At 65.5% G+C, this 12,865-nt stretch carries 6 protein-coding genes; 2 read left to right on the top strand and 4 right to left on the bottom strand.

Annotated features, from left to right (window positions below; all coding sequences use genetic code 11):
* Positions 1–206: 206 nt before the first annotated feature.
* On the bottom strand, positions 207–2,372 hold the full coding sequence (locus NR187_RS14645) for an autotransporter outer membrane beta-barrel domain-containing protein (protein WP_211383334.1): 2,166 nt from the start codon (positions 2,370–2,372) through the stop codon (positions 207–209).
* 37 nt (positions 2,373–2,409) lie between these two features.
* A complete protein-coding gene (locus NR187_RS14640) occupies positions 2,410–6,630 on the bottom strand; it encodes an autotransporter domain-containing protein (protein WP_211383335.1) in 4,221 nt (1,406 codons plus the stop codon).
* Between the two features lie 190 nt (positions 6,631–6,820).
* On the opposite strand from NR187_RS14640, the gene NR187_RS14635 reads away from it, so the two are divergent.
* Positions 6,821–8,542, top strand: coding sequence for a tetratricopeptide repeat protein (locus NR187_RS14635; protein ID WP_256806890.1), 1,722 nt, complete (start codon positions 6,821–6,823; stop codon positions 8,540–8,542).
* Between the two features lie 197 nt (positions 8,543–8,739).
* The gene (locus NR187_RS14630) at positions 8,740–10,527 is read left to right on the top strand and encodes a phosphatase PAP2 family protein (RefSeq protein ID WP_211383337.1); all 1,788 of its coding nucleotides are present in this window, start codon (positions 8,740–8,742) and stop codon (positions 10,525–10,527) included.
* 89 nt (positions 10,528–10,616) lie between these two features.
* On the opposite strand, the gene NR187_RS14625 is transcribed toward NR187_RS14630, so the two are convergent.
* Both NR187_RS14625 and NR187_RS14620 read right to left on the bottom strand, forming a co-directional pair.
* Positions 10,617–11,549 (bottom strand): lipid A biosynthesis lauroyl acyltransferase, encoded by a 933-nt coding sequence (locus tag NR187_RS14625; RefSeq protein WP_211383338.1) that lies wholly within the window; start codon positions 11,547–11,549, stop codon positions 10,617–10,619.
* An 8-nt stretch (positions 11,550–11,557) separates the two neighbouring features.
* Entirely contained in the window at positions 11,558–12,835 is a 1,278-nt protein-coding gene (locus NR187_RS14620; RefSeq protein ID WP_211383339.1) for a beta-ketoacyl-ACP synthase, read from the bottom strand.
* Positions 12,836–12,865 lie beyond the last annotated feature (30 nt).

Here is a 12,865-nt window from a genome sequence, read left to right as displayed (position 1 = left end):
CAACCCCATGCACAGTAGAACCGCGATTTCGGCGGTGATGCTCAAGTGCCGATGCCGCTTGATTGAATTGGCGTGCGCGCGCAAAGGCGCTTGGCGCACCTCATGGACTACACGACGTGAGCCGTCCGACGCGCCGCAGAGTCAGGCGTGGGTCATTTGACACGTCGGGCAAAACACTGGCATGATGACATCCTGCCCATCACCGCTCAGAACCCGACACGCAGGCCCGCGCGGCCGCTGACCACGTTGGAATTGTCGGCCAGCGCCAGATATTCGGCGGCGGCGAAGAAGCTGACATTGCGGCTGCGCCACTCCAGTCCCAATCCGCCGAAGTAACCCCAGACGTTGGCTTGACCCGGTGTCGCGAACGGAATGGCCTGGCCGAGCAGGGCGGCGTTGACGGTGGAGCCGCCGACGCGCTGCGTGCCCAGCACGCCGCCGGAGAGACTGGTGGAGAGCTCGTTCATCGGAGCGATCGCCACGCTCCGCGTCAGCTTGACCTCGCCGCGCTCCTCGACTGTGCTTGCAGTCTGCGTGCCCACCGTCAGCGGCGCGCTGGTGCCGGTCTCGGTGTAGCCGTCGAAGGCACCGAAGAGATAGCGCACGCGCGTGCTCGGCGTCAGCGTGTAGGTGGCATCCGCGAGCTGGCCGAGCGCAAAGCGATGGCCGAAGGTCAGCTCAGGGCTGACATACCAGCCGTTGAAGGAGCCGACGGCGTTCTCGATACCGTTAAGCGCGAGATTGTTGTTGACCGTGCGCGTCGTGATGTTGCGCGAACCGCCGCCCTGGATCGCGCCATGCAGGAAGGAGGCGCCGAAATCGTAGCGGGCATAAGCGCCCGCGAACAGCATGTTGGAATCGGTGCCGCCCAGGCCGAGATCGATGCTGGTGCGGGTCTTGCCGCCGCCGAGGAAGACGCCGGTGTGCAGGTCGGGACGCGCCGCGAAATCGGCGCCGATCATGCCGCCATAGAACAGATTGGCGGTGCGCAGCACGACGCCGTCCTGCTGCTGGATGCGCTGGCCAGCAAAGCCGCGCGCCCACATCGTGGTGCCGTCGGCATAGGTCAATGTCGGCGCCTTGAAGACGGCGGCCTCGCTTGCATAGGCGGACGAGAGCCCCGGCAGTGACGCAAAGGCATCGTCGAAGCGCGAGGGCGCATCAGGTCCCGCGAAGGCGAGCGGCGCGCTGCCGCCGGACGTGCCGCCGGAAAACACCGGCACGGCATCGGACACGCCGCGGGTGAGGTCGGTCAGCGTGCGCCGGTTCGCGGCGAAGGAGGTGACGTCAACGGTGACAATTTGATTGCCGAGCACCACATAGGGCGTCGTGCTGGTGATGGTCGCGCCCGCCAGCGTATCGAAGGTCAGGTTCTGGTTGCCGGCGCGGACGTTGATGGTGTCGCCGCCGCCGCTCGTGATGATCGCGCCGACGATATGCGAGCCCGGCAGCAGGGTCAGTACGTCGGCCGTCTGGCTTGGATCCCATGCATTGTCGAACCTCAACGCCGCCGTCTCGCCGATGATCGTGCCGGAATTGGTTACATTCAGTGTTCCGTAGCTGTAGATACCGATGCTGGATGCTCCGCTGGCGCGAATGGTGCCGGAGTTCGTGACACTGCCGCCGCTAATGGTGATGCCGCGGCTCCCAGATCCGGTCGCTTCGATCAACCCGGAATTCACGACGTTCACGCCGAGGCCGCCAATGATGCCGTAGCCGCCGTTCCGCCCCAGGATGGTGCCCGAATTCATGACGTTGCCGGACTCCAGGTATATGCCGGATATGTCGAAGACACTGTCCGACCCCATGATGGTTCCGGTGTTGATGATGTTGGCGTTCCATGCGCTGACGGCAGAGCCAAATATCAGCGACTGGATCGTGCCGGAGTTGGTGAGGTTGAGGGTGTTGGTGGACGCTACGCCGTAGAAATATCCGACAATGGTACCCGAGTTCGTCACGTTGACGTCGGTGCCGGAGACTGCGCTGCCGCCGGTAAAGCCTCCGTTCCATGGAATCCCGATCCCCCGGATCGTACCGGTATTCGTCAGGTTGATGGTGGTGGCCGAAACGGCCACGGGGAAGTCTCCGTTCGCCTCAATCGTGCCGGCATTGGTGACGTTTGCCGTGATTGCGCTGATGCCCATGCTAATCGTGCCCACCGCTGAGATCGTACCGGCCGCAGTATTGGTCAATGTCAGTGTCGCCGTGTCGCTGACGCCGATGCTGTTGCCCGAGATTGTCGTCGCGTTCGTGCAGGTTTGATCGGTGCCGGCGATGGCGCAGGAGGTCTGCGCCCGCGCTGTCGCAAGCGGACATGACAGCAGCGCCAGGGCGGCCAAGGCGCAGACGATCTTGCCCAGCCTCGTCCGCATTGCGTGTTGGCTCGCGAGCCGGGAGCCGATGTGCCGCCTACCATTCATAACGCACCGTGCCCTTGCCCGTGTAAGTCTGCGTGCTCTGCGAGAATTCGCCTTCGACCGTGCCCGCGAGCGAGAGGCCGTTTCGCCATTTCATCTCGGCACGGCCGCCGAGAAGCGCGGAGTCCGCCGCCGGTTGCGCGCCGCTGACGGTGAAGGCTGCGCCCGGCAGCGTCTGGAAGGCGGCGCTGACGAGGCGATTGGTGTTGGAATCGTGCGCCCAGGCGAGCCGGCCGCGCAGGGTCAGCTCGCCATCGTTGACGAGGAAGCGCTGATCGGTGCGGGCGCCGAGCTCGGTGCGGACGTTCGTCGTGTCCTGCGAATTGTAGGACAGCGCGAACTGGTTGCTGCCGACGATCGCGGTCTCGCCGTAGCCGGGCAAATGGAAGGTCGTGACTTGGGTGGCCGCGTAGGGCGTGACGCCGAAGGTGGAGGCGGGGATGGGTGCGAAGCGCCAGCCGGTTTCCAGGCGGCCTGAGAAGGTGCTGGCCTTGTAGTTCGCGGTGAGCTTGTCGGTGCCCGACACCGTCACGGTGCGATCGGTGGTGACGTCCTGCCAGCCATAGGCGAGGGACGCGGAGAGATACGCCGGCCCAAAGTTGTGACGGCCATAGAGGCCGGCCTGGAACAGATCGGCGCGGCCGCCGCCGAGGCTGTCGGACAGCGCGAAATTGTAGCCGGCGCCGCCGAGTGCGAAGCCGATCACGGTGTCGGGCGAGACGCGATAATCGGCACCGACCACGGTGCCGTAGATGCGGCTGGTGGTCGTGCTTGAACCTGCGGCACTGCTGCCGTTCAACGTGCTGGCGCCGCCATAGGCGGAAGCCCACACGCCCCAGCGACGGTCGATGACATCGCCGCTCGCGTCGCGTGGCGTGACCGCGGCATAGGCTTCGCGCACCCTGGCATCGCCCGGTGCTGTGGACGCATAGCCGAGCGCGCCGCCACCCGGGGCGGAGCCACCCGCGCCGCGCCCGGCGTCCATGCCGCCGCCGGGATCGAGCATGCCCACGAACTGCTGCGTCGCGCCGAACGAGGCCTGCGTGCCGGCGGCGCCGGGCTGGCCGGAGACCTGGTTGAGCGCGTGGCCGAGTTGCGGATTGCCCATGTTGAGCAACGCATCGAAGCCGGCCGGCGGTGTCGCACCGCCCACGACCGCCCTGTTGATGGCGTCGGCCACACGGGTCGGGTTGGCACCGGTGCCCGCCGGCAGCGCGATCGCGCCGGGATCGAGCACGAGATAGACGTTGTTCAGATCATAGGTGAGGTGCGGATTGCGCGCGCCGGGTGCGAAGCTGCTGCCCGTGATGCCGGCGAACTGTGTTCCGCCGAATCCGCCGGTTGCCGTGAGGATGGTATAGGTCTGCGCACGGAAGCTGCCGGACAAGGCAACGGCCTGCACGGTGGCGCCGGCGAGTGTTGCAATACCCGAGACATTGGTCCGGTCGGCGGCAGTGGGGGAGACCTCAACCCTGTAGAAGCTGCCGGCACCGAAAGTAAGATTGCCGCTGACGGTGAGGGTGCCCACGGAATTGCCGGGTGCGAGCGTGCCGCCGCTCGCAATCGTCGTGTTGCCGACGACGCCGGTGCCGCCGAGCGCGCCGCCCGCGTTCACGGTGACGCCACTCGATGCCAGGATCGAGCCGTTCACCGCCAGCGTGCCGCCGTCGACGATCGTGGCGCCGGTATAGGTGTTGATGCCCGAAAGCGTCAGCGTGCCGGTGCCGACCTTGATCAGCGATGTCCCTGTCATCATGCCGTCGCCGGTGAGCACGCCGGTGACGGTGGTCGACAAATTATTGCCGCCAACCGTCAGCTCTATGCTGTTGAGGTCAAAGCGGCCGTTGCCGGCGATTGAGCCGGCGGTGAGCTTGCCGTCGCTGTTCGGGCCGGGGGTGAAGAAGTTGATGACGGCGCCGGCCGTGGTGTTGACGAGCTGCGCGTTGCCTGCCGTGGAATTGCCGTCGAACAGCACATTGCCGCTGTTGACGATGGTCGCGCTGCCGGCCGTGGAGTTGCCGTAGAACGTCAGCTGCGCGTTGTTGGTGATCTCGGCGTTGCCGGCCGTGGCATCGAGGAATGCGAGCGTGCCGGCAGACACCGTCGCGCCGGAAAAATTTGCCGCGCCGGTCAGGGTCAGCGTGCCAGCGCCCGACTTGGTCAGCGTGCCGCCGCTGATGCTTTGGCTGACGACGAATTCGTTGGCTGCGTCGGCAATCTCGATCGTGCCGCCGCCGGCACCCAGGGTGATGGCGCGTGCGGTGGTGTTGAATGTCGTGCCGGTGACTTGCAGGGTGCCGCCATTGAAGGTCAGGCCGCCCGCGAGGTCGCCGAGATTGGCGTCCGAGGAGACGCTGACCGTCCCGCCGGCGAAGGTGGTGCCGCCGGTATAGGTGTTGGCGCCCGACAGCGTCAGCGTGCCGGTGCCGGTCTTGACCAGCGAACCGCCAGTCCCGCCGAAGTAGCCGCCATCGGCGATCACGCCGCTCACGGTGGTCGACAGATTGTTGCCGCCGACCGTGAGCTCGTTGGCGCCGAGTGAGAAGGTGCCGTTGCCGGCGATCGAGCCGGCGCTGAGCTTGTTGTCGCCGTTCGGGCCGGTGCTTCCGGAGAAATCGAAGACCGCGCCCGGATCGTTGTTGACCAGCTGCGCATTGCCCGCGGTCGCGTTGTCCCGGAAATAGGTCGTTCCGATGGAGCTGTGGAAGGGACCGCCGCCATTGTTGGTGATGATCGCGTTGCCGGCCGTGCTCCAGCCCATGAAGGATAGATTATAGGTGTTGGTGATGGTCGCGCTGCCAGCCGTGCTGACGCCGACGAACCCCATCGAAAAGTTGTTGGTGATGGTTGCGCTTGCGGCCGTGCTCGAAGCATTGAAGTTCAGGGTACCGTTGTTGGTGATGCCGGCGCTTCCCGCCGTGGCGCTGTCGTTGAAAAAGACTGTCCCGCCGCTGCTGTTGGTGATGCTCGCGCTGCCCGCCGAGCCGGTCTGGTAGAAAGTCAGCCAACCGCCGCTGTTGTTGGTGATGGTGGCATTGCCGGCCGAGCTGTAGAAATCCAGGCCGCCATTGTTGGTGATGGTGGCATTGCCGGCCGTGCTGGTGTTGATGAATTGCAGGACGCTGTTGTTGGTGATGGTGGCGCTGCCGGCGCTGGTGGCGCTGCGGAAAGCCGTCCAGCCATTGTTCAAGATCGTCGTGATGCCGCTTGTGTCGGCGTTCGAGATTTCGAGCATGCTCCCACTACCGACGGTGACCGCCCCCAGAATGGAGCCGACGCCGCCGGCGAGATTGCCAAGCACCAATGAGCCGCCGTTGATGGTGGTGCCGCCGGTATAGGTGTTGGCGCCCGACAGTGTCAGCGTGCCGGTGCCGATCTTGACCAGCGAGCCGCCGGCGCCGGAGATGACGCCGCTGACCTCGGTCGAGGAATTGTTGGAGCCGACCGTCAGTTCATTGGCGCCGAGGTTGTAAGAGCCGGCGCCCGCGATCGAGCCGGCGCTGATCTTGTTGTCGCCGTTCAATCCTGTGGTGAGGGAGAAATCGACCGAGCCGCCGGCATTGTTGATGACGGCCGCATTGCCGGCCGTGCTGCTGTCCCGGAACCGGACGACGTAATTGTTGGTGATGGTGGCATTGCCGGCGGTGCTGGTGCCAAGGAAATACAGAGTTCCGTTGTTGGTGATGGTGGCGTTGCCTGCCGTGTTGGCGTCGTTGAAGTCCAGCTCGTTGTTGTTGATGATGGTGGCGTTGCCCGCCGTGCTGGTGCTGAAGAATCCCAGGGTATCGTTGTTGATGATGGTGGCGCTTCCGGCCGTGCTGCTGTTTAAGAAATTCAGGACATTGTGGTTGGTGATCGTGGCGCTGCCGCCGTTGACGGTGATGCCGGCACCCGTGAAGGTCAACGGACCGTTGACGTCAAACGTGTAGTTCGAGGCGCCGGCATTGAAGGTCCAGCCGCCGACGCTGGCGCTCGTAATCGCCAGGCTGGTGGTATCAGAGGTGCCGAACGAGGCCGTGCCCAGGGGCACGAAGCCGCCGTCCCAGTTGGAGCCGGTGCCATAGTCGTTGCTGCCGGGGGAGGTGAGCCAGGTGCCGTTCGACGCGGCGCGCGATGGCGCGGCCGGCAGCGCCCAGGCCAGAGCCAGCGCCGACGACGTCAGCAGCGCGACCCGCAGGCGACGGGTCGCTTTGAAACAATCTTTCCCGGTCACCAACTTCCCCCAAAGCACGCGGTCGCGAGTCCACGACCGGATTCATCGCATCGGGCTGGGAGTGGTGTCCTGATAAGGGGGTGGCCAGTTTCTGAAAGTTTCTGATATTTCCGTTTCAGGGAAACTTTTCGGGCTTTTTCGACACAGTTGCCCTATATGAGCCGGCCAGTGAGACGCCGTGGGGGATAAGTTGCTTCGTTTCGCCGGCTTCGAGCTGGATCAGCAGCGCGCGGAGCTGCGTGGGCCCGATGGTGCTCCGATCAAGCTCCGGCCCAAGACTTTTGAGATGCTCCGGCTGTTCGCCGCCAGTGGCGGCCGGGTGCTGAGCAAGCAAGAGCTGATGGAGGCGGTCTGGCCGAACGTCCATGTCGGCGAGGACAGCCTGTTTCAATGCATCCGCGAGCTACGCGCCGCGCTCGGCGACGAGCAGCGGCAGCTGATCAAGCTCGCCTCCGGCGGCGGCTATTCGCTCACGGCTGAGGTCGTGACCGAGCCCGAGCTGAGCCATGCTCATGCCGCGGTGCCGGCTGCCGGGGCAGCCGCGCCGGCCGAGGTCGTGGCGATACCTGCACCAGCGACGGCACAGCGCTCGGTCTTCCACCTGCGCAGCCCGGCCGTGCTTGGTGCCGTGACCGCGTTCTGCGTCATCATCATCGGGCTTGCGGTTGCCGCGCCGGTGCTGAAGCCCGACTTCCTGTTCAAGCGCACGCCGCCACGGATCGCCGTGACGGCGATCGTTGACGAGAGCAACGATCCGCGCGGCTCGGCCATGGCGGCCGAGGTCACTGGCCGCCTCACGGACGGCTTTGCGAAGATCCAGAACATCAGCGTGGTCGCGCCGCGCGCATCGGCGGGTGTCGAGAGCGCAAGTGCGGTGGCCGCATCGCCCGACTACGAGATCCGCGGCGAGCTCCAGCACGGCGATCAGTCCTGGACTTTGCGGGCGCGCATCATCAAGACCGGAAGCGGCGAGGTTCAGGCGGTCGCCGCCGCGTCGGTCGGTACCGCCGAGGCGGATGCACAACTTCAGCAATCGCGCCTCGTCGCCGGCGTGGGGCATGTGCTGGCGCGCCGCCTCAACGAGCTGCTGGAGCCCAGTGTCGCGTCGTCGGCAAGCCGGAAATCGTCCGCGGGCGGTGACAAGGTCGCCGTCGAGCAGTCGCTCGCATCGATCAACCAGACCACGCGTGAGCGCTTCGGCATGGCGCAGTCCATGCTGCAAAAGGCGCTTGGCGAAGATCCTGACAATGTCGATCTCGCCGTCGCGCTCGCCTCGCTCCAGATGCGCGGCATCCAGATGGTCTGGTTCAGCCCCGAGGAGGCCGTCGCGGTCGAGGCGAAGGCCAATGCGACGCTCGAGCAGGCGTTGCGCGCGAAGCCGAATTCGATTCCGGTGCTGGAAGCCACTTGCCGCTTCCTCAGCGCCACCAATCATTTCGTGGAGAGTCTCGTCACCTGCGCCAAGACATTGGGCTTCGACCCGTGGAACGGGTCTGCGCTCTACCTGATCGGTCTTGGGCAGGTCTATCTCGGCCGCTTCGACGATGCGCTCGCGACATTCCAGCAGGCCGATCGTTACGACACGCCGCCGGCCTCGCGCTGGACCTGGCTGCTCGGCGCGGGCATGACGTATGTCCTGATGGGGCGCTACGAGGAGGCATTGCCGTGGCTGCAGCGTTCGATCGCCATCACGCCGGCGACCGGCCGCTCGCATTTGCTGCTTGGCGCCGCCTACCAGAGATCGGGCCGGTTCGACGAAGCGAAGGCGGCTGTCGCGGAGGGACTGCGATTGCGGCCCGGCACGAACAGGCGCAGCGTCTGGCCGCCGATGAAGAACGCAAGTCCGATTTGTATCGCAGCCTGGGAGCGCATCGTTCAGGCCGAGGTCGACGCAGGACTGCCGGAGCAGTGAACGCCTTGCGGGCGTGCCGCTTCGCCGCCGGCCTTCACGGATGTGCATCGAGCGATCCTGTCAGCCTAACGTTATCGTCCTGTAATGTTCGATAAATAGGTCAAACGCGGGGATGGCATCAGACAGTCGAGCGCGTCCTCACCCGCGTGCAGAAGCGCCGGGTGGATTCAGCACGCCACGATCTGGAGCCAGTTCAGATGATATCCCTGCCGTCCGCGAACTTCTGGAAATATGCGACCCTCGGCGCCGCGCTGCTGCCGGCCGTGGCGCATGCCGGCTCCATTCCGACGATGCCGCCGGTGAATTTCACCAACAGTTCGACCGCCTCGGTCGGCTCCACGATCGTCAACCTGCTGGATTCCTATACCCGTCTCATGCAGGTCGATCCCAGGCTGCACAATGGCGGCGGCTTGATGGAGCAGAATTATCAGACCGTCATCAGGATGACGCAGGAACGTACGCCGGCGCAGACGCTCGCGGCGATCCATGACGATCGGACCTCGCAGCCCTACAGCGTCCTCAACGGGCTCGGCCCGCTAACGTCGTACTTCATGACGGGGATCGGGTCCTCCACGACGGCAACACCGCCAGCGAGCCTGACACCGACGTCGTATCAGGTGACCACGCTGCAGGATTACGAGGCGAGCGCGCAGGGTATCAACTATCTCAACAGCGCGACCATCGGCTTTGCGGCGTTCGGCAACGGCACCGCGACACCATTGGCGGATGCCGCGAACTTCCTCAACACCACCATCCGCAACAACGCCTCGACCGAACCGCCGAAGCGCACGTTCGCGCGCTACATGGGCTCGACCGCGCCGGTCGTGAATCCCGCTTCGATCACCACCGGCGTGATCAGCCCGCTCGATGCGCGCTACGCCAACTACAATGCCGCGAGCAACAAGGCCGGTCTTTCGGTGACGGACACCGCGCAGTTCGTCGTTCCCAGCTATTTCAGCAATTTTGCGGTCCCGACCGCCTATTACAACACGCTGAACTGGGTGAGGGGCTTCACCGTGACGCCGGCCCTGGTGGCCGCCAATGGCGGCCGGCCGATCACGGTCCCGAATGTGGGAAGCTATGACGCCGCGGGCAATTTCACCCCCACCCAGTTCGTTGCGGGCGACTACGTCCCGGGCATCGGTACGGCGCCCCGTCCGTTCAGGCTCTCGACCAAGGTCAAGGTCCCGACACTGCTCTGGCAGGTCGCGAATGGCACCAACCCCTATGGCGACGGGGCCTATGTCAGCGGCCACACCAATCTTGCCTACAATCAGGCGCTGGGGCTGGCCTTCCTGGTGCCGCAGCAATTCGAAAGCCTCCTGGTCCGCGCCGCCGACCTCGGCAACAATCGCATCCTTGCCGGCATGCATTCGCCGCTGGATGTGATCGGTGGCCGCATCGAGGCGACGGCAATCGTCGCGACCAACATCTACGGCGCGCTCTACGATACGAGCGGCAACCGGCTGGACTGGACCAAATCCACCAACGCCGCGGCCTATGCGATCTATCAGGCCCATATGAAGACCCAGAAATATCTGGCGCAGTCGTGCGGCACCAGCACGGTGGAAGCCTGCCTCAAGCGCGCTGACGGCGCGCACGACGACGACCACGACCATCGCGATGGTCGCGGCCGTCGCGACGGGCGGGATCACGACCGCGACGATCGAAACAAGTTCGACTGCAACCTCGATCCTGACGACAGCAGGGGTTACACCTATCGCTTGACCTACGGGCTCGCGCTGGCGGCATCCATGAAGCTGCCCGAGACCGTTCCGGTGCAGGCTCAGGCGCTGCTGCTGACCCGTTACCCCTATGCCACCGACGAGCAGCGGACCGAGATCCTGCGCAACACGGCGCTGCCGGCAGGCTTCGCACTGCTCGATGGCAACACCTGGGATGGGTGGGGGCGGCTCAACCTCTACGCCGCGGTCAACGGGCAAGACTCGTTCTTCCGCGCGGTCAAGAAGATGACGGCGCGCTGACGCCGGACGCGAGGTGCTCGGGATCGCCAGCGGTCCCGAGCTGCCTCGCGCGAGGTGAGGGTCAGGACTGCAAGGTCAGGACTGCACGTCTACCGCCACCTGCGGTGCAGCCAGAGCCACTGCTCGGGATGCTCGCGCACCCAGCTCTCCACGACATTCGTGATCGCCTGGGTCGTGCCCTGGATGTCGATCCTGCCCTCGGCGTCGCGCACGGGCGGGACTTCCTCGGTCAGCTCGGCGGTGAAGCGGCCGCCGGGCTTGCGGATGATGCGGACGCCGTGGATCGGGCATTCGACCTGGCGCAAGAGGCGCGCCAGCATCGGATTGGCGCGGGTCTTGCGGCCGAAGAAGGTGACCTCGACGCCGCCGGTCAGGTACTGGTCGACCAGCATCGCGACGTGCTTGCCGTCTCTTAGCGCCTGCGCGAGGCGGAGCGGGGCGTCGCGGCCAGCAGGGATCAACGTGCCCATGTTGACCTGGCGCATCTCCTGAATGATGCGGTCTGCGGACGCGATGTTGGGTCGGCGGTAGAGAATCGCGGTGTCCAGTCCGTGTGCGACGGCGGCAAGCGCCGGCAATTCCCAGTTGGACAGATGCGCGGCGAAGATCAGTGCCGGCTTGCCGTCGTCGCGGACGTGGTCGAACAGCTCGATGGTGCGCTTCGGCAATTCGATCCGGCTGTTTTCCGGATGCGCGCGGTCGTAATCCCAGACGTGGTCCATATGCGCGAATTCGCCGCCGACGCGGCCGAGATTGTCCCAGACGCCCATCAGGATCTGTTCAATCTCTTCAGGCGACTTCTCCGGAAATGCCGCGGTGAGATTGGCGCGGCCGATGCGGTGCTCGCGCAGGCGTGGGCCGATCAGCTTGGTGACGCGTGCGAAAAAATCCGAGGTCTTGGCCGGATCGAAATAGCGCGTGGTGCGCAGCATGCCGACGGTGGCGGCGCCGATCAGGCCGCCGCCGATCGACTTGGCGGCCTCCCGTGCGCGGGCCTTCATGCTCGCAGGAAGCAGCGCCATGCGGACGGTCAGGCCGGTTCGCGGGTCAGGATCAGCGAGGCATTCTGGCCGCCGAAGCCGAACGAGTTCGACATCACCGCGGTGACGCGGGCGTCGCGGGCCTTGTTGCCGACGACGTCGAACAGGATCGTGGGATCCGGGGTCTCGTAGTTGATCGTCGGCGGGATGCGCTGATGTTCGAGTGTCAGCAGCGAGAAGATCGCCTCGACCGCGCCGGCGGCCGAGATGGTGTGGCCAACCATCGACTTGTTGGAGGTGACTGGAATCTTCTGCACGAGATCGCCGAACACGGCCGATGTCGTGTTGTACTCCATCTTGTCGTTCTCGGGCGTCGCGGTGCCGTGCGCGTTGATGTGGTCGATCTGGTCCGGCGTCATGCCGGCATCGGCCAGGGTCTTGTTCATGCAGCCGATGATCGGCTTGCCGTCGGGCGAGGAGCGGGTGCGATGGAAGGAATCGGTGAGCTCGCCGCAACCGGCGATCACGCCCAGGATTTTGGCGCCGCGCGCGGTGGCGGCCTCGTAGCTCTCCAGGACGAGTGCGCCGGCGCCTTCGGCCATGACGAACCCGTCGCGGTTCTTGGAGAACGGACGGGAAGCCGCCTGCGGCGGATCGTTCTGGGTCGACAGCGCCGAGAGCAGCGAGAAGCGAACCAGCGCTTCCGGATTGACGGTGCCGTCGGTCGCCACGCACAGCGCGGCGTCGGTTTCGCCGCGGCGGATCGCCTCGACGCCGAGCTGGATCGAGGTCGCGCCCGAAGCGCAGGCCGTCGACAGAGAGATCGGCGAGCCCTTGGTGCCGAAGGTCTCGGCCAGATACGCGGCCACCGAGCCGAACATGAAGCGATGATGATAGGCGCTGTACTTGCCGCCGCCGGAGATGCGCAGCAAATCGTCATAGGTGAAGTCGGGTGAGCCTACGGCGCGGCCGAGTTCGCGGCGCTGCGGCCATTCGACTTCGACCGGAGCAACGGCCAGGAAGAGGGGACCCGGGAAATCGGCCTTGGCGCCGATGCCCGCTTGCTCCAGCGCTTCCTCCGTGACCAGCTCGGCCATCCGCTCGGACAGGCCGGTGGAGGAGAACGGATCGACGCTGACGAAATCCACCGTGCCGGCCATCGTGGTCTTGAGGCCGTCGATCGGGAAACGCGTGATGGTGCGGATGCCGGATTCGCCGGCGACGAGTTTCGCCCAATTGTCGGCCTTGCCGGCGCCGAGCGAGGTCATGATGCCCATGCCGGTGACGACGACGACGGGGCGCCCGAGTTTGTCGCGTGGTGCAGTCATGTCGATCCCCCGATAGAGCTAGAGCATCCA

The organism is Bradyrhizobium sp. Bra64, assembly GCF_024519875.1.
In the GTDB taxonomy this organism is placed as follows: domain Bacteria; phylum Pseudomonadota; class Alphaproteobacteria; order Rhizobiales; family Xanthobacteraceae; genus Bradyrhizobium; species Bradyrhizobium japonicum_G.
The sequence above is the reverse complement of the archived record's forward strand: the minus strand, read 5'-3'. Positions and strand labels throughout refer to the sequence as shown.

Coding starts and splice junctions, on each gene's coding strand:
- NR187_RS14630 (WP_211383337.1), top strand. CDS start 8,740: ATGATATCCCTGCCGTCCGCGAACTTCTGGAAATATGCGACCCTCGGC.
- NR187_RS14645 (WP_211383334.1), bottom strand. CDS start 2,372: ATGCGGACGAGGCTGGGCAAGATCGTCTGCGCCTTGGCCGCCCTGGCG.
- NR187_RS14625 (WP_211383338.1), bottom strand. CDS start 11,549: ATGGCGCTGCTTCCTGCGAGCATGAAGGCCCGCGCACGGGAGGCCGCC.
- NR187_RS14620 (WP_211383339.1), bottom strand. CDS start 12,835: ATGACTGCACCACGCGACAAACTCGGGCGCCCCGTCGTCGTCGTCACC.